The following is a 21,312-nucleotide window of genomic DNA, read 5'->3' as shown; positions in this document are numbered from 1 at the left end:
CCATCCCAAGGAGACCGACCGTGAAGAGCGCCGTGGAGACCCTGAACCCGACCCGGGTTCGGCTCACTGTCGAGGTGCCCTTCGAGGAGCTCAAGCCCAGCCTCGACGCGGCGTACAAGAAGATCAACCAGCAGGTCACCGTGCCGGGCTTCCGCAAGGGCAAGATCCCGGCCCGCATCATCGACCAGCGGTTCGGTCGCGGCGCCGTCCTGGAGGAGGCCGTCAACGACGCGCTGCCGAAGCTCTACGAGGACGCCGTCAACGAGGGCGACCTCAAGCCGCTGGGCCGCCCCGAGGTCGACATCACGGAGCTCAAGGACAACGAGACGCTGACCTTCACCGCCGAGGTCGACATCCGCCCCGAGTTCGAGATCCCGGACTACTCCGGCATCAGCGTCGAGGTCGACGCCATCGAGGTGCCCGACGAGGACATCGACAAGTCCGTCGAGCAGCTCCGCGAGCGCTTCGCCTCCACCACGCCGGTGGAGCGGGCCGCGGCGGAGGGCGACGTGGTCACCCTCGACCTGGAGGCCAGCGTCGACGGCGAGGTGCTGGACGACGGCGTCGCCAGCGGCGTGTCGTACACCATCGGCTCCGGCGAGCTGCTGGACGGCATCGACGAGGCCGTCACCGGCCTGGAGGCCGGCGGCTCCGCCACCTTCGCCTCCGAGCTGAAGGGCGGCTCCGCGGCCGGCCAGGAGGCGCAGGTCAAGGTCGACGTCACGCAGGTCGCCGAGCGCGAGCTGCCGGAGCTGGACGACGAATTCGCCCAGATGGCCAGCGAGTTCGACACGCTGGAGGAGATGCGGGCGGACAGCCGCAAGCGGCTGGAGCAGATGAAGCGCTACGACCAGGCGCAGCAGGCCCAGGAGAAGGTGCTGGACGAGCTGCTCGGCCTGGTGGAGATCCCGGTGCCGGAGAAGCTGCTGGAGGAGGAGATCTCCACCCGCCGGCACAACCTGGAGAACCACCAGCTCGCCCAGATGGGGATGAACCTGGAGGGCTACCTGAAGCTCCAGGAGAAGACCGCCGAGGAGTTCGAGACCGAGCTGAAGGAGCAGGCCGAGCGCGGCATCCGCACGCAGTTCGTCCTGGACGAGCTGGTCGGCAAGGAGCAGGTGAACGTCGGCCAGGAAGAGCTGACCGAGCACCTGATGCGCCGCGCGCAGTCCTCCGGCATGAGCCCGGACCAGTTCGCCCAGGCGGTCGTCGAGGGCGGCCAGGTGCCGGTCCTGGTCGGCGAGGTCGCCCGCGGCAAGGCGCTGGCGGTCGTGGTCGAGGCCGCGACGATCACCGACACGAACGGCGAGGCGGTCGACCTCTCGGACGAGGACGAGACCGCCGAGACGGTGGACGCGGCGTCGGACGAGGCGTCGGACGAGGCGGCGGCGACCGAGCAGCCCGAGACCACCGAGGACGAGGCGAAGCCCGAGAAGGCGGACGCCTGAGGCACGCGAGCGCGCCAGGGGGCCCCGTCGCGGCAGCGGCGGGGCCCGCGGTGTTCGCGTCCGGCGATGCCCCCGAACGGGCGTCGCGCGACGCCCGTACGGGCCGCCCGGCCCGCGCCGCGAACCGCTCCGCCGCAACCCCGCTCCTCCCCGCCGCAGGGCGGCCCGCAAAGGCGTCCCGGCCCGGTACCGCCGCAGCCCGCCGGGCCGCCGGCAGGGCCCCCGTAGGGCCTGCGCTCACAGCGAACAGTTCCGGAACCGGGATGGCGCCCGCCTACCTGCGCGTTAGGGTCCATAGCAAGTCAGGCAAGTCAGGAACGTACAGTCAGACGGCCTCAGGCGGCCGTCACAGAAGAGCAGGTGGACACGTGACGAACCCGATGCTTTCCGGCCCGGGCGAGCCGTCCTTCGGCGGCCTTGGCGACCAGGTCTACAACCGGCTGCTCAACGAGCGCATCATCTTCCTGGGCCAGCCGGTCGACGACGACATCGCCAACAAGATCACGGCGCAGCTCCTCCTCCTCGCGGCCGACCCGGACAAGGACATCAACCTCTACATCAACAGCCCGGGCGGCTCCGTGACCGCCGGCATGGCGATCTACGACACGATGCAGTTCATCAAGAACGACATCGTCACCATCGCCCTGGGCCTCGCCGCCTCCATGGGCCAGTTCCTGCTCAGCGCCGGCACCCCCGGCAAGCGCTTCGCGCTGCCGAACGCCGAGATCCTGATCCACCAGCCGTCCGCCGGCCTGGCCGGCTCCGCGACGGACATCAAGATCCACGCCGAGCAGCTCATCCGCACCAAGAAGAAGATGGCGGAGCTGACCTCGCTGCACACCGGGCAGAGCGTCGAGCAGGTCACCCACGACTCCGACCGCGACCGCTGGTTCTCCGCCGAGGAGGCCAAGGAGTACGGCCTCATCGACGAGGTCATGCCGTCGGCCACGGGCATCCCCGGCGGCGGCGGCACCGGCGCCTGAGGCCCCGGCGCCCGGCCCCGACCCGCAATCAGCCCCGCGCAGCCCTACAACGCCGCACTGCCACCAGGACGGAACACCAAGATGCAGAACTTCCCCGGAAGCGGCCTCTACGACCGTACGGCCGACGAGGCCGGCGACGCCCGTCGTGCGCTGAGCGCCGAGTCCCGCTACGTCATCCCGCGCTTCGTCGAGCGCACCTCGCAGGGGATCCGCGAGTACGACCCGTACGCGAAGCTCTTCGAGGAGCGGGTCATCTTCCTCGGCGTGCAGATCGACGACGCCTCGGCGAACGACGTGATGGCCCAACTCCTGTGCCTGGAGTCGATGGACCCCGACCGGGACATCTCGGTCTACATCAACAGCCCCGGCGGCTCCTTCACGGCGCTCACCGCCATTTACGACACGATGCAGTTCGTCAAGCCGGACATCCAGACCGTCTGCATGGGCCAGGCCGCCTCGGCCGCCGCCGTGCTGCTGGCCGCCGGCACCGAGGGCAAGCGCATGGCCCTGCCGAACGCGCGCATCCTGATCCACCAGCCGTACACCGAGACCGGCCGCGGCCAGGTCTCCGACCTGGAGATCGCCGCGAAGGAGATCTTCCGGATGCGTAACCAGCTCGAAGAGATGCTGGCCAATCACTCGACGACGCCGATCGAGAAGGTCCGCGACGACATCGAGCGGGACAAGATCCTCACCGCCGAGGAGGCGCTCGAGTACGGCCTGATCGACCAGATCGTCTCCACCCGCAAGCTGTCCACCGGCATCGGCGGCTGACGGCGCGCGGCCGGCTCCCGGCTCCGTGTCCGCGGCGCCGGACCTTTCGTCCGGGCCCTTGTCCTCTGGACAGGGCCACCCGTGGAGCGGTCCCCTGGGAAGTGAACCAGTGAGTTGGGCTCAAGGGGACCGCTCGGGGCTCCGGGCAAGGTACCGTCGATACGCAACCAGGTTCCGCCCCCCAAGAGCGGATCCCAGGCGAAGGGGAAGCACCTCGTGGCACGCATCGGTGACGGCGGCGATCTGCTCAAATGCTCGTTCTGCGGCAAGAGCCAGAAGCAGGTCAAGAAGCTCATCGCAGGACCCGGTGTCTACATCTGCGACGAGTGCATCGACCTCTGTAACGAGATCATCGAAGAGGAGCTGGCCGAAAGCTCCGAGGTGCGCTGGGAGGAACTGCCCAAGCCCCGCGAGATCTACGAGTTCCTCGAGGGCTACGTCGTAGGCCAGGAGGCCGCCAAGAAGGCGCTGTCCGTCGCGGTCTACAACCACTACAAGCGGGTGCAGGCCGGCGAGAGCGGCGCCGCGGCGCAGAACCGCGAGGACGGCATCGAGCTGTCGAAGTCCAACATCCTGCTGCTCGGCCCCACCGGTTCCGGCAAGACGCTGCTGGCGCAGACCCTGGCCCGGATGCTCAACGTCCCCTTCGCCATCGCCGATGCCACCGCCCTCACCGAGGCGGGGTACGTCGGCGAGGACGTCGAGAACATCCTGCTGAAGCTGATCCAGGCCGCCGACTACGACGTCAAGAAGGCCGAGACCGGCATCATCTACATCGACGAGATCGACAAGGTCGCACGGAAGAGTGAGAACCCGTCGATCACCCGTGACGTCTCCGGCGAAGGCGTGCAGCAGGCGCTGCTGAAGATCCTGGAGGGCACCACGGCCTCCGTGCCGCCGCAGGGCGGCAGGAAGCACCCGCACCAGGAGTTCATCCAGATCGACACCACGAACGTGCTGTTCATCGTCGGCGGCGCCTTCGCCGGCCTGGAGAAGCTCATCGAGTCCCGGGCGGGCTCCAAGGGCATCGGCTTCGGCGCGACGATCCGCTCCAAGCGCGAGCTGGAGAACGAGGACCCGTTCCAGGAGGTCATGCCCGAGGACCTGGTGAAGTACGGCATGATCCCCGAGTTCATCGGGCGGCTGCCGGTCATCACCAGCGTGCACAACCTGGACCGGGCCGCCCTGCTGAAGATCCTCGTCGAGCCGCGGAACGCGCTCGTCAAGCAGTACCAGCGCCTCTTCGAACTCGACGGCGTCGAGCTGGACTTCGACCGTCCGGCACTGGAGGCCATCGCCGACCAGGCCATCCTGCGCGGCACCGGCGCCCGCGGGCTGCGCGCCATCATGGAGGAAGTGCTCCAGTCGGTGATGTACGAGGTGCCGTCCCGCAAGGACGTCGCGCGCGTGGTCATCACGGAGGAGGCGGTGCACTCCAACGTCAACCCGACGCTGGTGCCCCGCTCCCGCGCCGCCGAGCCGGAGCCGCGCCACCAGGAGAGCGCCTGAGCCGCACGCCGTCTCCGGCTCGTACGGGCCGGGCGCAGCGCACCCTGCGGTAGCGCACCGAACGGAAAGGGGCCGCCCACCGGGCGGCCCCTTCGCATGTGCGTCGTGCGGTTCAGCCGAGCGGCACCCGGACGTCGCTGCGGACCTCCGCGGTGGTGGTCGCGGCGTCGTCGATGCTCGTCTCGCCGCCCGTGATGATCTGCATCGGGTCGGTCAGCGCGACGTAGCCGATGGTGCTGCTGTCGGCCCAGGCGCAGGTCGGGAAGTTGAAGCTGTCGACCGGTGCGCTGGAGTCGGAGGTGCTGAACTTGACGTACTGGCACTTCATCGAAGCGCCCTCCTCCAGCCCGTCGGGCTCGACGTCCTCCGGGCTGCCGACCAGCTCGGCGCTGTCGCCGCCGCCGGCGGACGGGTTGGCCGCGGCTTCCTTCGCCATGTACGCGAAGAACGCGTCCAGGACGGCGTCCGGGTCCGCGATGTCGCCGTAGACGCCCTGGAACTGGAGCATCTTGCCCGTGTCGGTGGTGCCCACCTGGTAGCCGGCGCCGACGTCCTTCGCGCCGGAGATGCCGATCTGCTCCATCTGGTCGATGTCGCTCGACGACAGCCCCGTGCCGGAGGACAGGTCGTCGCTCTTCTCGTACTCGGAGGCGACCGTCTGCGGGGTGGTCAGCTTGTACTTCTCGCCGCCGCCGGCGGGCGGGCCGTCCCCGCCGCCGCTGTCGTCGCCCCCGCTGCTCCCGCCGTCCGACTGCGAGTTCTTCGACTCGTCCTTCTTGCCGTCGTCGTCGCCCCCTATGAGGAAGAACGCGGCCACGGCGATCACGGCGACCGCGACCACGGCGCCGACGACGACGAACAGGGTCTTGTTCTTGCCGCCCGGCGGCGGGGGCGGCGGGGCCTGGCCGTAGCCGGGCTGCTGCTGCCCGTACGGGCCCGCCTGCTGCTGTCCGTAACCGCCGGCCTGCTGCTGTCCGTAACCCCCGGGCTGACCGTACGCGCCGGGCTGCTGCTGCTGACCGTAGCCCTGGTCGCCGCCCTGCTGCGGGTAGCCGTAGCCGGGCTGACCGGGCTGACCGGGCTGGGCGTAGGGCGACTGCGCGGGCTGCTGCGGCTGCTGCGGCTGGCCGTAGGGACCGGGCTGCCCGTACGGGCCCGGCTGCTGCCCTCCACCCCCGTACGGTCCGGGTGGCGGCGGCTGGTTGTGACTCATTACGGTCCCCTCCGTGAGTTAATGCTGCTCCGCCCATACTGTCGGATCGCGCCGCGTTGCGCTGCCTCGGGTCTCGATCGGCTGCCTGCTCCGCGGTTGTCCACAAGGACGCACGTCGTCCACAAGTGGTTCGCAGCAGGATGTGACGCGCCTCTACACTGAGCGTCGTGACCGACGCAATGAACCCGCAGAGCAGCGCAGCAGAACTCCCCACGCAGTACACGCCCGGCGAGGTCGAGACCTCGCTGTACGAGGGCTGGGTAGAGCGCGGTTACTTCGCGGCGGACGCCAAGAGCGACAAGCCGCCGTACACGATCGTCATCCCGCCGCCGAACGTCACCGGCAGCCTGCATCTCGGCCACGCCTTCGAGCACACGCTGATCGACGCCCTCACCCGCCGCAAGCGCATGCAGGGTTACGAGACGCTGTGGCAGCCCGGCATGGACCACGCCGGCATCGCCACGCAGAACGTCGTGGAGCGCGAGCTGGCCAAGGAGGGCCTGTCGCGGCACGATCTGGGCCGCGAGGCGTTCGTCGAGCGGGTGTGGAAGTGGAAGGCGGAGTCCGGCGGGCAGATCGCCGGCCAGATGCGCCGCCTCGGCGACGGCGTCGACTGGAGCCGCGACCGCTTCACCATGGACGACGGCCTCTCGCGCGCCGTCCAGACCATCTTCAAGCGGCTCTTCGACGACGAGTTGATCTACCGCGCCGAGCGCATCATCAACTGGTGCCCCCGCTGCCTCACCGCGATCTCCGACATCGAGGTGGAGTACCAGGACGACGACGGCGAGCTGGTCTCCATCCGCTACGGCGAGGGCGACCAGTCCATCGTCGTGGCCACCACCCGCGCCGAGACGATGCTCGGCGACACCGCCGTCGCGGTCCACCCGGACGACGAGCGCTACCGGCACCTCGTCGGCACGGAGATCGTGCTGCCGCTCACCGGCCGCCGCATCCCCGTCGTCGCCGACGAGCACGTGGACCCGGAGTTCGGCTCCGGCGCCGTGAAGGTGACCCCGGCGCACGACCCCAACGACTTCGAGATCGGCCGCCGGCACGGCCTGCCGATGCTCACGGTCATGGACGAGCACGCGGTCATCACCGCCCACGGCCCGTTCCAGGGCCTGGACCGGCTGGAGGCCCGCTCGGCGATCGTCGCCGCGCTGCGCGCCGACGGCCGGATCGTGGCCGAGAAGCGCCCGTACGTGCACTCGGTGGGCCACTGCTCGCGCTGCAAGACCACGATCGAGCCGCGGCTGTCCATGCAGTGGTGGGTCAGGGTCGGCCCGCTGGCGCAGGCCGCGGGCGACGCGGTGCGCGACGGCCGGGTCGCCATCCACCCCAAGGAGATGGAGTCCCGCTACTTCGGCTGGGTCGACAACCTCAACGACTGGTGTATCTCCCGCCAGCTGTGGTGGGGCCACCGCATCCCCGTCTGGCACGGCCCGAACGGGGAGCTGGTCTGCGTCGGCCCCGACGAGGAGCCGCCGAGCGGCGAGGGCTGGACGCAGGACAGCGACGTGCTGGACACGTGGTTCTCCTCCGGCCTGTGGCCGTTCTCCACGCTGGGCTGGCCGGAGGAGACCGAGAGCCTGGCGAAGTTCTATCCGAACTCGGTCATGGTCACCGGCTACGACATCCTCTTCTTCTGGGTCGCCCGGATGATGATGTTCGGGCTGTACGCGATGGACGGCGAGGTCCCGTTCCGTACGATCGCGCTGCACGGCATGGTGCGCGACGAGTTCGGCAAGAAGATGTCGAAGACCTTCGGCAACGTCGTCAATCCGCTGGAGTGGATGGACAAGTACGGCGCCGACGCCGTCCGGTTCACCCTCGCCCGCGGCGCCAACCCCGGCACCGACGTGCCGATCGGCGAGGACTGGGTGCAGGGCTCGCGCAACTTCGCGAACAAGGTGTGGAACGCCACGCGCTTCGCGCTGATGAACGGTGCCACGGTCGAGGGCCCGCTGCCCGCCGAGGCGGAGCTGTCCACCACGGACCGCTGGATCCTCTCCCGGCTCGGCGCCGTCGTCGCCGAGGTCGACGCGCTCTACGACGACTTCCAGTTCGCCAAGCTCTCCGACGTGCTGTTCCACTTCGCGTGGGACGAGGTCTTCGACTGGTACGTGGAGATGTCCAAGACGACGTTCGCGGCCGGCGGCCCCGCGGCCGACGCCTCGCGCCGCGTCCTGGGCGAGGTTCTGGACGTCACGCTGCGGCTGCTGCACCCGGTGGTCCCGTTCGTCACCGAGACGCTGTGGACGACGCTGACGGGCCGCGAGTCCCTCGTGATCGCCGACTGGCCCGCCGACGCCGGCTTCCGGGACCCGGCGGCCGAGGCGGAGATCGCGAAGCTCCAGGAGGTCGTCACCGAGGTCCGCCGCTTCCGCGCCGACCAGGGCCTCCAGCCGGGCCAGCGGGTGCCCGCCCGGGTGGAGCTGGCCGGCGCCGGCCTCCAGGCGCACGAGGCCGCCATGCGGCAACTGCTGCGCCTCCAGCCGGAGGGCGCGGGCGGCCGGGAGTTCGCCGCCACGGCGTCGCTGCCGGTGGCCGGGGCGACCGTCGCGCTGGACCTCTCCGGGACGATCGACGTGGCGGCCGAGCGCAAGCGGCTGACGAAGGACCTGGCCGCGGCCGAGAAGGAGAAGACGCAGGCGGAGGCCAAGCTCGGCAACGAGGGCTTTCTCGCCAAGGCGCCCGAGCCGGTCGTGGCGAAGATCCGCACCCGGCTGGCGAAGGCCGAGGACGACATCGTCCGCATCGGCACGCAGTTGGAGCGGCTGCCGCAGGCGTAGCGCGTACGGGCCCGGGGGAGCTCCCCCCGGGCCTTCGCACGCCCGGCTACGCGCTGTGGCCCAGGGACTCCGCCCGCACCGGGTGCGCGAAGGGCAACCCCGCCGCGTAGCGGGCCAGTTCGTCGGCCGCCGCCCGGCCCAGCCGCGGCAGCTCGCCCGCCAGCGACCCGGCGACGTGCGGCGTCAGCAGCACGTTGGGCAGGTCGTACAGCGGCGAGGCGGCCGGCAGGAACTCCGGCTCGGTGACGTCCACGACGGCGTGCAGCCGCCCCGCGACCAGCTCCTCCGTCAGCGCCTCCTGGTCCACCAGCGACCCGCGCGCGGTGTTGACGAGCGTCGCTCCGTCGCGCATCGACGCCAGCCGGGCGCGGCTGATCAGATGCCGGGTCTCCGGCAGCTCCGGCGCGTGCACGGTGACGACGTCGGAGACGGCGCACAGGTCGTCGAGCCCGGCGGGCGCGGCGCCGAGGGCGCGCAGCTCGCCGTCGTCCGCGTACGGGTCGTACACCAGCGTCGACAGGTCGTACGGGCGCAGCAGCTCCAGCACCCGCCGCCCGATCAGGGAGGCGCCGACGACGCCGACGGTGCGCCGGTAGTTGCCGGCTCCCGGGTGGTCCGTGTACCAGTCGTACGGACCGCGCCGCCGCCGGTACTCCTCGCGCACCTGGAGCACCCGCTTGTTGGCGAACAGCACCGCCGCGACGGTGTACTCCGCCACCGGCAGCGCGTTCGCCCACGCCGCCGAGGAGACCGCGATCCCGCGCCGCCACACCGCCTCGGTGACGTGGTGCTTGACGGACCCCGCGGCGTGCACGACAGCCCGCAGCCGCGGCGCCGCGGCGAGCACCGCCTCGTCCAGCGGCGGGCAGCCCCAGCAGGTGACGAGCACCTCGGCGCCGGCCAGCGCCGCCGCGGCCCGCGGCTCGGCGAAGTCCGCCGCGACCAGGCCGGGTTCGAGGTCCGCCAGCTCCGCGAGCCGGTCGCGCGTCGCCGCGTCGAAGAGCCGCGGCAGGGCGTCGGGGCTCATCGCGAACAGGGCGCGCGGGCGGCGCTCCGCGCCGATGAGCGGGTCGTTCTGGGACACGCGGTCGCCTCCTGTGTCGAACCTGCGATCCGATGCTGCCGTCGTGCATCCTCCGGCCACCCCCGCCGGGCGGGAGACTGTCGTAGCCGGACCCTAGACTGGCACCGTGAGCGCCCGCGAAGAACCCGCAGGTCCCGACCCGGACGAGACCCCCCACACCCCGGCCACCCCGGCGGACGACCCCTTCGAGGAGATCGTCGGCACCGAGACCGACCGCGACCCCGACCTCGCCGTCATCGAGGCCGGCAGCCGCACGCTGCGCACGCAGGGGAGCCCGCCCGCCGGTGACGGCGTGCCCGCGCGCCCGGCGGACCCCGAGGTGGCGCGCGCGCTGCGCGAGGCCGAGGCGGAGCTGCTGGCGCGCTGGCCGGAGACGCGGATCGACCCGTCGCTGGAGCGCATCCGGGCGCTGCTCGACATCCTCGGCGAGCCGCAGCGGGCGTATCCGTCGATCCATCTGACGGGCACGAACGGCAAGTCGTCCACGGCCCGCATGATCGAGGCGCTGCTGATCGCGTGCGAGCTGCGTACGGGCCGCTTCACCAGCCCGCACCTCCAGTCGATCACCGAGCGGATCGGCCTGGACGGGGTGCCGATCGACGCCGAGCGGTTCGTGGAGACGTACCGCGAGCTGAAGCCGTACGCGGAGCTGGTCGACGCGCGGCAGGAGCACCCGCTGTCGTTCTTCGAGATGCTCACCGCGATGGCCTTCGCGGCGTTCGCCGAGGCGCCGGTGGACGTGGCGGTCGTCGAGGTCGGCCTCGGCGGCACCTGGGACAGCACGAACGTGATCGACGCCTCCGTCGCCGTCGTCACCCCCATCGCCGTCGACCACAGCAAGCTGCTCGGGGACACCCCGGGCGCCATCGCCGCCGACAAGGCGGGGATCGTGAAGAAGACCGCGACGTCCCCGGGCGGCGGCCCCGGCACCGTCGTGATCATGGCCCAGCAGCCCGTCGACGCCGCGCAGGTGATCCTGAAGCGGGCCGTCGAGGTGGACGCGACGGTGGCCCGCGAGGGCATGGAGTTCGGCGTGCTGAGCCGGGAGGTCGCGGTCGGCGGGCAGTTGCTCACGCTGCGCGGCCTCGGCGGCGAGTACCCGGACATCTTCCTGCCGCTGCACGGCGAGCACATGGCGCACAACGCCGCGGTCGCCCTCGCCGCCGTCGAGGCGTTCTTCGGCGTCGGCTCCGAGCACGCCCGCAGCCTCGACGGCGACAGCGTCCGGCGCGCGTTCGCCGCCGTCACCTCGCCGGGCCGCCTGGAGGTCGTACGGACCTCGCCCACCGTCATCCTCGACGCCGCCCACAACCCGGCCGGCGCGCTGGCGACCGCCGCGGGGGTGCAGGAGGCGTTCGGTTTCAGCCGTCTCGTCGGCGTCGTCGGCACCAGCAGGGAGAAGGACGTACGCGGGGTGCTGGAGGCGTTCGAGCCGATCCTCACCGAGGTCGTCGTCACCCGGAACTCGACCAGCCGCGCGATGGACCCGGACGAGCTGGCGGCCATCGCCGTCGAGGTCTTCGGCAGCGACCGGGTCCAGGTCGAGCCGCGCCTGGACGACGCGCTGGAGGCGGCCATCACCCTGGCGGAGGAGGAGGACGAGTACGCCGGTGCCGGCGTGCTGGTCACCGGCTCCGTCATCACGGCCGGAGAGGCCCGGCTGCTGCTGGGCGCGAAGTAGCGGGGCACTACCCTGGCGGGAGGCGGACGGGTACGCCGGTGCGATCTGCCGGTCACCGGTTCCGCCGTCACCGCTGGAACGAAGTAGAGGGGCGAGCGATGCGCACGCTCTGTGCGAGCACCCTGGTCGGCGAGATCATCGTCATCGGCCTGACGGGGCTCGTCGCGATGCAGCAGTCCGACCTGTCGAACGGTGCGATCTGGGGGATCAGCGGCGCCGCCATGGTGCTGTGCGTGCTGCTCTGCGGCATGCTCGGCCGCCCGGGCGCCGTGCAGGTCGGCTGGGGGCTCCAGATCGCGCTGATCGCGTCCGGTTTCGTGGTGCCGTCGATGTTCTTCCTGGGTGCGGTCTTCGCCGCCCTGTGGTGGGCGTCGGTGCACTACGGGCGGATCGTCGACGAGGCCAAGGCGGCGCGGGCCAGGGCCGCCGCCGAGGAGGCCGGCGGTGCCCCGGCGTAGCGCGGAGACCGGGACCCGTGCGAGCGCCCGCGGGCGGCCGGGTAAGGTCGGATTCCCCCGAATCCAGTAACGCACTGCCAGGAGCCGTACATGAGCCAGCGCACGCTCGTCCTCCTCAAGCCCGACGCGGTACGCCGCGGGCTGGTCGGCGAGATCATCGGCCGGATCGAGCGGAAGGCCGACTGGTCGATCGCCGCGCTAGAGCTGCGCACCCTCGACCGCTCGACCCTGGAGCAGCACTACGCCGAGCACGTCGGCCGGCCGTTCTACGAGCCGCTGGTGGAGTTCATGGCCTCCGGTCCCGTCGTCGCGATCGTCGTCGAGGGCGAGCGGGTCATCGAGGGAGTCCGTACGCTGGCCGGGCCCACCGACCCGATCGCCGCCGCGCCCGGCAGCATCCGCGGCGACTTCGGCACCGTCGTCCGTGAGAACCTCGTGCACGCCTCGGACTCCGAGGAATCCGCGGCGCGCGAGCTGAAGCTGTTCTTCCCCGAGCTCGCCTGACGTCCGCGCAGGTCGGCAGCGGGCCCGGCACCCGAGGAGGCGACCGGAGCATTCGGTCGCCTCTTGGCATGTGCAAGCGAAACGGGGGAAAGCGCAACCGACACGGTGTCGTATTGACTGTGACACCCTCGCTCCCTCCACGACCTCGCGAGACTACGATGGCCCCTACGGGCCGTAGCGCGCGCGTCCCTGCTGCCGACCCCCGTCCGCCGTCACTTTGGAAGGCCAGACGTATCCCATGGCGAACAGTATGTCTTTCATCGGCCGTGACATGGCCGTCGACCTGGGGACCGCCAACACGTTGGTGTACGTCAGAGGCCGGGGCATCGTGCTGAACGAGCCGTCGGTCGTGGCCATCAACACCAACACCGGCGGGATTCTCGCGGTCGGCGCCGAGGCGAAGAAGATGATCGGCCGCACCCCGGGCAACATCGTCGCGGTGCGCCCGCTGAAGGACGGCGTCATCGCCGACTTCGAGATCACCGAGCGGATGCTGCGCTACTTCATCCTGAAGATCCACAAGCGCCGCTACCTCGCCCGCCCGCGCGTCGTGGTCTGCGTGCCGTCGGGCATCACGGGAGTCGAGCGCCGCGCCGTCATCGAAGCCTCGACCCAGGCGGGCGCGCGCCAGGTGCACATCATCGAGGAGCCCATGGCGGCGGCCATCGGCTCCGGGCTCCCGGTGCACGAGGCGACGGGCAACATGGTCGTGGACATCGGCGGCGGCACCACCGAGGTCGCGGTGATCTCCCTCGGCGGCATCGTCACGGCGCAGTCCATCCGGGTGGCCGGGGACGAGCTGGACAACGCGATCATCCAGCACATCAAGAAGGAGTACAGCCTCCTGCTCGGCGAGCGCTCGGCCGAGAACATCAAGATCACCATCGGCTCCGCGTACGACACCGACCGCGACGAGCACACCGAGATCCGCGGCCGCGACCTGGTCAGCGGGCTGCCGAAGACGGTCGTGATCTCCTCCGCCGAGGTGCGCAAGGCCATGGAGGAGCCGCTGAACGCGATCGTCGACGCGGTCAAGACGACGCTCGACAAGTGCCCGCCGGAGCTGTCCGGCGACATCATGGACCGCGGCATCGTGCTCACCGGGGGCGGCGCACTGCTGGCCGGCCTCGACGAGCGGCTGCGGCACGAGACGGGGATGCCGATCCACCTCGCCGAGGAGCCGCTCGACTCCGTCGCGCTCGGCTCCGGCAAGTGCGTCGAGGAGTTCGAGGCGCTACAGCAGGTGCTGGACGCACAGCCCCGCCGCTAGCCCCCAAGTCCGCACACCCCCAAGCCCCAGACACCCAGGAAGGCGCTTCGGAAGCACGTGAGGGACACACGAGAGAGCCGGGTCCTGCTCCTGCTGCTCATCACCATCTCGTTCGCGCTGATCACGGTCGACATCCGGGGCGGGGACGACTCTCCCCTGGACGCCACGAAGCGGGGGGCCGCGACCGCCTTGGGGCCGGTCGAGAACGGCGTCGCCACGGTGGTCGACCCGGTGGGCAACGCGATCGAGGCGGTCCGCGAGTCGGGGGACAGGCACACCCGGATCGCCGAACTCCAGCGGCAGAACGCCGAGCTGAAGCAGCGGCTGGGCAGCGACGACCGCAACCGCGCCCGCGCCGCCGAGCTGGACAAGATCCTCAACACCGCCGGCGCCGGCCGGTACGGCATCAAGGGCGCCCAGGTCATCGCCATAGGAGCGGCCCAGGGCCTGTCCTGGACCGTGACCATCGACGCCGGCTCCCGCGACGGACTCCAGCGGGACATGACCGTGCTCAACGGCGACGGGCTCGTCGGCCGCGTCACCACCGTCGGCCCGTCCACCGCCACCGTGCTGCTCGCCAACGACCCGGAGTTCACCGTCGGCACCCGGCTGGAGAAGACCAGCGAGCTCGGCTTCGCCACCGGCCAGGGCGACCGGCCGATGAAGGTCGAACTCCTCAACGGCAAACTGAAGGTGGCCAAGGGCGACCGGCTGGTGACCTTCGGGTCCAACGGCTCCAGGCCGTTCGTGCCGGGCGTGCCGATAGGAGTCGTCTCGTCGGTCGAGCCGGTCGGCGACGTGACCCGCACCGTGTACGTCGAGCCGTACGCCTCCTTCACCCGGCTCGACATCGTCGGCGTCGTCGTCCAGCCGCCCCGCGACGACCCGCGCGACGCGGTGCTGCCGCCCGCGCCGAAGGCGACGCCCACGCCCACCGTGACCGTGACGGTCACCCCCGGCGCGGAGGGCGTCGAGGGCGAGGCGGACGCCGGCGCCGGAGCCGGGGACCCGGCCGCGGAGGACCCGGCGGCGGAGGACCCCGCAGCCGGCGCCGATCCCGCCGCAGGGGGCGCCGCAGCCGAAGAGGACGGGAACTGACCGCATGAGGCACGTGAACCGCGTTCTGCTCTGCGCCTCGCTGCTGGTGACCGCCCTCGTCTTCCAGGTCACCGTGCTCGCCCGGCTGCATCTGCCCGGCGCCGTACCCGATCTGACGCTCCTGGTCGTCCTCGCCCTCGCGATGGTCTACGGCCACGTCGGCGGCGCCCTCGTCGGCTTCACCGCCGGCCTGCTCGCCGACATCGCGCCGCCCGCCGACCACGCCGTGGGCCGCTACGCCCTCGTGCTCGCCGTCATCGGCTACCTCGCCGGGCTGATCAAACCCGACTCCGGCCAGGTGCGTACCGCCGCGGGCCCGATGATGGTCGTCGGCTGCGCCGCCGTCGGCTCCACGCTGCTGTACGCGGGCGTCGGCGCCCTCGTCGGCGAGGGCTCGGTGCGCGGGGTGGGCCTGGGCAGCCTGGTCTTCACCGCCGCCATCTACGACCTGCTGCTCGCCCCGTTCACCGTGCCGCTGGTGATGGCGCTGGCCCGCAAGGCAGACCGCGACACGACCGCCGAGGCCGCGGAGACCGCCACCGGCGGCTCGGCCGCCGGCTACTCCTCGTACCGCTGGCTGGCCGGCGGCACCGCCAGCCGCACCGCCGTCAAGCGCGCCCGCTCCTACGGCCCCCGCGGCATCGGCCGGCAGCGCGGCAACCTGTTCGGCCCCAAGTCCAAGACCGCCAAGGCCACCCGCATCAAAGGGGTGAAGCGGCTGTGACCAACATCCCGGAGACCGGCAAGTCCACCCGGGTCACCGTCCGGCTGGTCGGCATCCAGGTGCTCGTGCTCTCGCTGCTGCTCACCCTCGGCGGCCGGCTGTGGTACCTCCAGATCCGCAACGGCGACGAGTACGAGGAGGAGGCCGCCGGCAACCACGTCCAGCAGGTCATCGAGCCCGCCGTACGCGGCTCCATCCTCGACTCCCGCGGCGAACCCCTCGCCGACAACGAGACCCGCCTCGTGGTCTCCGCCAGCCGCACCGACCTGATGAAGATGGACGACGACGGCGAAGCGATACTCACCAGGCTCGCCGGGGTGCTCGGCATGAAGCCGAAGACCGTCATGGAACGGGTCCGGCTCTGCGATGCCAAGACCCCCAAGCCGTGCTGGAACGGCTCCCCGTACCAGCCCATCCCCATCACCGACGAGGCCACGGCCCGCCAGGCGCTCCAGATCCGCGAACGCGAGGAGGAGTTCCCCGGCATCACCGCCGAGCCCAGCGCCGTCCGCCGCTACGGCTCGCCGAACGACGCCAACAGCGCGCAGGTGCTCGGCTACCTCTCCCCGGTCACCGACGAGGAGATCACCCAGGCCGAGGACAGCGACAACCCGTTGCTGCGCACCGACCAGATCGGCCGCTCCGGCCTGGAGCGCTCCTACGACTCCGAGCTGCGCGGCCAGGCCGGCGTGACGAGCTACCGCGTCGACAAGCTCGGCCGGGTCATAGGAGAGGCCGACAAGCAGCCGGGCGTGCCCGGCTCCAACGTGGTCACGAGCATCGACTCGCGGGTGCAGGCGCTGGCCGAGGAGGAACTGGCCAAGGCGATGAAGGTGGCCCGCACCCAGTTCGACGACAACACCGGTACGAACTACAAGGCGGACTCCGGCGCGATGGTGGTGATGGAGGCCGACACCGGCCGCGTCGTCGCCATGGCGTCCAACCCGACGTACGACCCGAACGACTGGGTCGGCGGCATCGACGCCGGCACGTACAAGCGGCTCACCGGAAAGAAGGCCAACTACCCGCTGCTGAACCGGGCGATCCAGGGCCAGTCGGCCCCCGGCTCCATCTTCAAGCCGATCCCGACGACCGCCGCGGTCAACGCCGGCTACGACTTCGACGGCAACTACGAGTGCAGCAGCGACTACAGCATCGGCGGCCAGGTCTTCAAGAACTTCGAGTCGCAGAGCTACGGCGCCATCAACCTGGGCCGGGCGCTGGAGGTCTCCTGCGACACGGTCTACTACCGACTCGCGCACCAGGAGTGGCTGAACGACGGCGGCAACAAGCCGAAGAAGAAGCCCGACGACTGGTTCTACAAGACCGCCCACGACTTCGGCCTCGGCAAGGAGACCGGCGTCGACCTGCCGAACGAGGTCACCGGCCGGGTCCCCGACCGGCAGTGGAAGAAGGACTACTGGCGGGCCAACAAGGACGCCTGGTGCAAGCAGGGCAAGCAGGACGGCGACTACACCGAGCGCATCGCGTACGAGAACTGCCTGGAGGGCATGCGGATGCGCGCCGGTGACTCGGTCAACTACTCCATCGGCCAGGGCGACACGCTCGTCACCCCGATCCAGATGGCCACGATCTACGGCGCCATCGCCAACGGCGGCACGCTGTACGACCCGACGGTCGGCAAGGCCATCGTCAGCGCCGACGGCAAGAAGGTCGACATGATCGAGCCGAAGGCGCACGGCAAGCTGCCGATGGACAAGGCCACGCACGCCGCCATAGACGACGCGCTCGCGGGCGTCGCCACCCGCGGCACCGCCGCCTGGCGGTTCACCGGCTGGCCGCAGGACGAGATCCCGATGCACGCCAAGACGGGCACCGCCGAGGTCTACGGCAAGCAGACGACGTCGTGGTTCGCGACGTACACCGAGGACTACACGATCGTCATGACCATGTCCCAGGGCGGCACCGGCTCCGGCGCCTCCGCGCCCGCGGTCCGCGCGGTCTACGACGCGCTCTACGGCGTCTCCAGGGGCGGCGACATCGACCCGAAGAAGGCGCTGCTGCCCAAGCCGCAGAAGAAGCTGCCGAAGATCTCCCCGGACGGCAGGATCGAGGCACCATGACGGCCGCCGACGGCTACTCGGTCCGGCGCTTCACCCCCGAGCTGGGCACGTGGGGCAGGCTGACCGCCCGCGACTCGCTGGTGCGCCGGATCGACTGGATGCTGATGATGTCCGGGCTCGCGCTGTCGGTCCTGGGCACGGCGCTGGTCTGGTCCGCGACCCGCAACCGCGACGATCTGACCGGCGGCGACCCGTACTACTTCGTCATAAGGCACGCGATCTTCACCACCGTCGGCATCGCGCTGATGGCCGCCACCGTCTGGGTGGGCCACCGCACGCTGCGCGGGGTGGTGCCGGTGCTGTACGGGCTGTCGCTGGTGCTCGTCGCCATGGTGCTCAGCCCGCTGGGCAGCACCATCAACGGCTCCCGCGCCTGGCTCGACCTCGGCGGCGGCTTCACGGTCCAGCCGGCCGAGTTCACCAAGATCACGATCATCCTGGGGATGGCGATGATCCTGGCGGCCAGGGTCGACGCGGGCGACCGCGAGCACCCCGACCACCGCACCGTCGTCCAGGCCCTCGGCATGGCCGCGGTGCCGATCGGGATCGTCGTGCTGATGCCGGACCTCGGCTCGGCGATGGTGCTGACCTCGATCGTGCTGGGCGTGCTGCTGGCCTCCGGCGCGTCGAACCGCTGGGTGCTGGGCCTGGTGCTGGCCGGCGTCAGCGGCGCGGCGCTCGTCGTCTCGCTGGGCATGCTGGACGAGTACCAGGTCGCCAGGTTCGCGGCCTTCGCCAACCCGGCGCTCGACCCGGCCGGCGTCGGCTACAACACCAACCAGGCCCGTATCGCCATCGGCTCCGGCGGGGCGACCGGCAAGGGCCTGGGCGACGGCAGCCAGACCACGGGCCAGTTCGTGCCCGAGCAGCAGACCGACTTCATCTTCACGGTGGCCGGCGAGGAGCTGGGCTTCGTCGGCGCGGGGCTCATCCTGGTGCTGCTCGGCGTGATGCTGTGGCGCGCGTGCCGGATCGCCCGGGACGCCAGCGACCTCTACGGCACGATCGTGGCGGCGGGCGTGGTGGCCTGGTTCGCGTTCCAGGCGTTCGAGAACATCGGGATGACGCTCGGCATCATGCCGGTGGCGGGCCTGCCGCTGCCGTTCGTCAGCTACGGCGGCTCGTCGATGTTCGCGGTGTGGATCGCGGTGGGACTGCTCCAGTCCATCAAGGCGCAGCGTCCGCTGTCCGCCTGAGCGCGCCGGCCGGACCCGGCCCCGGCGGTACGGAACCGGGGCCGGCCCGCGCTAGAACCGGCGCAACAGCAGCACCGCCGCCGCCGCGGCCACGCCGAGCACCACCGCCGCCACTCCGGCGGCGAGCCGCCCTCCGCGCAGAGCCCCCAGCGCCCCGTCCACCGAGACCAGCCCCGCCCCGGTCAGCGCCAGCGCCACGCCCGCGGCGCCGAGCAGGAACTCGTACTCGATGCCCCGCGGATCCGCCGCCGCGATCGGCCCGCTCCAGTCGAAGCCCCACTTCACGGCCACGGCGTTGATCATCACGCCGATCACCGCGGCAGCCGCCAACGGGGTGAGGAAGCCGACGGCCAGCGCGACTCCGCCGACGATCTCGCTCAGCGCCAGCACCCACGTCATCGTCCGCTCGGCGGGGTAGCCGGCGGCGGCCAGGGACGCGGCCGTCGGGTCGAACCCCGCGCCGTCGAACCAGCCGAAGAGCTTCTGCGCCCCGTGCCCCGCCACGATCACGCCGACCACCGCGCGCAGCACCAGCAGCCCGGCATCGACACCGGTGACGCCCTCCTCGACGTCTTCGGCGTAGCTGATGACGGGGATGGTGCGCGTCTGGGTCATGGGCGGGCTCCTTGCCGTTCTGGGCGCGACGCTAGGACACCCCCGGGGCCCTCGCCACCCGGCGCCTTTCCCGCGATCCGGCCCCGCGTCCCCTGCTGACCAACCGCCGGAGCGCGGCTAAATTCGATTCATGGTGGACACGGTGCGTGAGATCGAGCGGAAGTACGAGGCCACGGCGGGCTCCCGTGACCTGCCCCCGCTGCCGGACCTGACGGGCGTCGACGGCATCGCGGCGGTGGCCGGCCAGGGCACCGCCCTGCTCGACGCCGTCTACTACGACACGGCCGGCCGCCGCCTTGCGGCCGACGGCATCACCCTGCGCCGCCGCACCGGCGGCGCCGACGCGGGCTGGCACCTGAAGCTGCCGGTGTCCGCCGGCGTACGCGACGAGATCCGCGCCCCGCTCGGCGAGGGCATCCCGCGCCGCCTCGCGGTGCTGGTCCGCTCCCGTACCAGGGGCGCCGAACTCGCGCCGGTGGTCCGCATCCGCTCGGAGCGGGACGTACACCGACTGCTCGGCGCGAACGGCGAACCGGTCGCGGAGCTGTCCGTCGACCGGGTGACCGCGGAGCGCCCGGAGACGGGCGCGACGGCGCGGTGGGCGGAGGTGGAGGTCGAGCTGAGCGCCGGGGCGGAGCCGGCGGTGCTGGACGCGGTGGAGGCGGCGCTGACCGCGAGCGGGCTGCGGCGGTCGGCGGCGGCGTCGAAGCTGGCGCGGGCGCTGGCGGAGACGGACGAGGACGCGGCGGGGAAGGCGGCGGGGAAGAAGGTGAAGGGCGGCAAGAAGTCCGGGAGCAGCAAGAGCAGCAAGAGCAGCAAGGACGGCAGGAGCGCCGAAGTCGTCAAGGGCGTCAAGGGCAGCAAGGACAGCAAGGGCAGCAAGGACGCCAAGGGCAGCAAGGGCGGCGGGAAGCAGCGGCCCGCCGAGCAGCCCCCCACGCCCCCGAAGCCCCCGAAGCCCCCGAAGTCCCCCAAGGCCCTCAAGCCCGCCGCCCGCCCCGCCGGCGACCTCGTCCTCGACTACGTACGCGCCCAGGTCACCGCCCTCATCGAGCTGGACCCCGCCGTCCGCCGCGACCAGCCCGACGCCGTCCACCAGATGCGCGTCTCCTGCCGCCGTCTGCGCAGCACGTTCCGCGGCTACCGCGCCGTGCTCGACCGCACCCGCACCGACCCGGTCGCCGCCGAGCTGCGCTGGCTGGCCGGCGAACTCGGCGTCGACCGCGACCGCGAGGTGCTCACCGAGCGCATCCACGCCGGCCTGGCCGAGCTGGACCGCCCGCTCGTCCTCGGCCCCGTCCGCGGCCGGCTGCGCACCTGGTCCGCCGCCCGCCGCACGGGCTCCCGGCGCCGTATCGTCGCCGTGCTCGACGGCCGCCGCTACCTCGCCCTGCTCGACGCCCTCGACGGGCTCCTCGCGGCCCCGCCGCTGCGCGCCGCCGCCGACCGCCCCGCGGAGCCGGTGCTCCGCAAGGCCGTCGACCGCCAGTACCGGCGCTTCGCCGGCTCCCTCCAGGAGACCTTCGACCTCGCGCCGGGCCCCGACCGCGACACCGCCATCCACGAGACCCGCAAGTCCGCCAAGCGCACGCGCTACGCCGCCGAGGTGGCCCGCCCGGTCCTCGGCCGGGAGGCCAGGATCGCCGTCGCGGTGATGAGGGAGGTCCAGGACCTGCTGGGCGACTACCAGGACGGGGTGCTGGCGCGGGCCGCGCTGCGCGAGATCGGGGTGCAGGCGCACGCGGCGGGGGAGCCCTCGTTCACGTACGGCGTGCTCTACGCGCGGGAGGAGGCGCGCGCGGCGGCGCTGCGCGACCGGCTGCCGCGGCTGTCGCGGCAGCATCTCTGAGCAGCGCGAAGAGGGTTCGGAGCGGGG

Annotated in this window: 17 protein-coding genes; 14 read left to right on the top strand and 3 right to left on the bottom strand. The window is 71.6% G+C overall.

The window, feature by feature from the left end; translation table 11 throughout:
* Positions 1-20: 20 nt before the first annotated feature.
* From tig to clpX, 4 genes are all read left to right on the top strand, one after another.
* Positions 21-1,448: a trigger factor gene (gene tig, locus QBL21_RS27565; RefSeq protein ID WP_407564932.1), complete on the top strand. Its 1,428-nt coding sequence runs from the start codon at positions 21-23 to the stop codon at positions 1,446-1,448.
* Between the two features lie 380 nt (positions 1,449-1,828).
* The gene (locus tag QBL21_RS27560) at positions 1,829-2,431 is read left to right on the top strand and encodes an ATP-dependent Clp protease proteolytic subunit (protein ID WP_407566581.1); all 603 of its coding nucleotides are present in this window, start codon (positions 1,829-1,831) and stop codon (positions 2,429-2,431) included.
* Positions 2,432-2,512: 81 nt separating this feature from the next.
* Positions 2,513-3,205 carry an ATP-dependent Clp protease proteolytic subunit gene (locus QBL21_RS27555; RefSeq protein ID WP_407564931.1) on the top strand — a complete coding sequence of 231 codons (693 nt, stop codon included), beginning with the start codon at positions 2,513-2,515 and terminating at the stop codon, positions 3,203-3,205.
* A 216-nt stretch (positions 3,206-3,421) separates the two neighbouring features.
* Positions 3,422-4,714: an ATP-dependent Clp protease ATP-binding subunit ClpX gene (gene clpX, locus QBL21_RS27550; protein ID WP_407564930.1), complete on the top strand. Its 1,293-nt coding sequence runs from the start codon at positions 3,422-3,424 to the stop codon at positions 4,712-4,714.
* Positions 4,715-4,826: 112 nt separating this feature from the next.
* On the opposite strand, the gene QBL21_RS27545 is transcribed toward clpX, so the two are convergent.
* A complete protein-coding gene (locus QBL21_RS27545) occupies positions 4,827-5,927 on the bottom strand; it encodes a hypothetical protein (protein WP_407564929.1) in 1,101 nt (366 codons plus the stop codon).
* Positions 5,928-6,106: 179 nt separating this feature from the next.
* Between QBL21_RS27545 and QBL21_RS27540 the strand changes: the two genes are divergently transcribed.
* On the top strand, positions 6,107-8,722 hold the full coding sequence (locus tag QBL21_RS27540; protein WP_407566580.1) for a valine--tRNA ligase: 2,616 nt from the start codon (positions 6,107-6,109) through the stop codon (positions 8,720-8,722).
* Between the two features lie 46 nt (positions 8,723-8,768).
* Here the strand turns inward: QBL21_RS27540 and QBL21_RS27535 are convergent, their stop codons facing one another.
* A complete protein-coding gene (locus QBL21_RS27535) occupies positions 8,769-9,749 on the bottom strand; it encodes a hydroxyacid dehydrogenase (protein ID WP_407566579.1) in 981 nt (326 codons plus the stop codon).
* A 163-nt stretch (positions 9,750-9,912) separates the two neighbouring features.
* Between QBL21_RS27535 and QBL21_RS27530 the strand changes: the two genes are divergently transcribed.
* From QBL21_RS27530 to rodA, 8 genes are all read left to right on the top strand, one after another.
* Positions 9,913-11,487, top strand: a complete 1,575-nt coding sequence (locus tag QBL21_RS27530) for a bifunctional folylpolyglutamate synthase/dihydrofolate synthase (RefSeq protein ID WP_407564928.1) — start codon at positions 9,913-9,915, stop codon at positions 11,485-11,487.
* Positions 11,488-11,585: 98 nt separating this feature from the next.
* On the top strand, positions 11,586-11,945 hold the full coding sequence (locus QBL21_RS27525) for a DUF4233 domain-containing protein (protein ID WP_407564927.1): 360 nt from the start codon (positions 11,586-11,588) through the stop codon (positions 11,943-11,945).
* A gap of 90 nt (positions 11,946-12,035) precedes the next feature.
* Positions 12,036-12,449, top strand: a complete 414-nt coding sequence (ndk, locus tag QBL21_RS27520; RefSeq protein WP_407564926.1) for a nucleoside-diphosphate kinase — start codon at positions 12,036-12,038, stop codon at positions 12,447-12,449.
* A 250-nt stretch (positions 12,450-12,699) separates the two neighbouring features.
* A complete protein-coding gene (locus tag QBL21_RS27515) occupies positions 12,700-13,719 on the top strand; it encodes a rod shape-determining protein (RefSeq protein WP_407566578.1) in 1,020 nt (339 codons plus the stop codon).
* A 57-nt stretch (positions 13,720-13,776) separates the two neighbouring features.
* Entirely contained in the window at positions 13,777-14,817 is a 1,041-nt protein-coding gene (gene mreC / locus QBL21_RS27510; protein WP_407564925.1) for a rod shape-determining protein MreC, read from the top strand.
* A gap of 4 nt (positions 14,818-14,821) precedes the next feature.
* Positions 14,822-15,541, top strand: coding sequence for a rod shape-determining protein MreD (gene mreD, locus QBL21_RS27505; RefSeq protein ID WP_407564924.1), 720 nt, complete (start codon positions 14,822-14,824; stop codon positions 15,539-15,541).
* Complete coding sequence (gene mrdA / locus QBL21_RS27500; protein WP_407564923.1) at positions 15,538-17,625, top strand: penicillin-binding protein 2; 2,088 nt, start codon at positions 15,538-15,540, stop codon at positions 17,623-17,625. The genes mreD and mrdA overlap by 4 nt, the downstream gene beginning before the upstream one ends.
* A complete protein-coding gene (rodA, locus tag QBL21_RS27495; RefSeq protein WP_407564922.1) occupies positions 17,622-18,821 on the top strand; it encodes a rod shape-determining protein RodA in 1,200 nt (399 codons plus the stop codon). Before mrdA ends, rodA begins: the two co-directional genes overlap by 4 nt.
* Positions 18,822-18,872: 51 nt before the next feature.
* Here rodA and QBL21_RS27490 read toward each other — a convergent pair whose 3' ends face one another.
* The gene (locus QBL21_RS27490; RefSeq protein WP_407564921.1) at positions 18,873-19,436 is read right to left on the bottom strand and encodes a DoxX family protein; all 564 of its coding nucleotides are present in this window, start codon (positions 19,434-19,436) and stop codon (positions 18,873-18,875) included.
* 130 nt (positions 19,437-19,566) lie between these two features.
* Here QBL21_RS27490 and QBL21_RS27485 point away from each other — a divergent pair, with 130 nt between their 5' ends.
* Complete coding sequence (locus QBL21_RS27485) at positions 19,567-21,285, top strand: CHAD domain-containing protein (protein WP_407564920.1); 1,719 nt, start codon at positions 19,567-19,569, stop codon at positions 21,283-21,285.
* Positions 21,286-21,312: the final 27 nt, after the last annotated feature.

The sequence above is a fragment of the Streptomyces sp. 184 genome (assembly GCF_045781775.1).
Taxonomy (GTDB): domain Bacteria; phylum Actinomycetota; class Actinomycetes; order Streptomycetales; family Streptomycetaceae; genus Streptomyces.
Note: the sequence above shows the minus strand (reverse complement) of the source record. Positions and strands in the feature narration are given on the sequence as shown.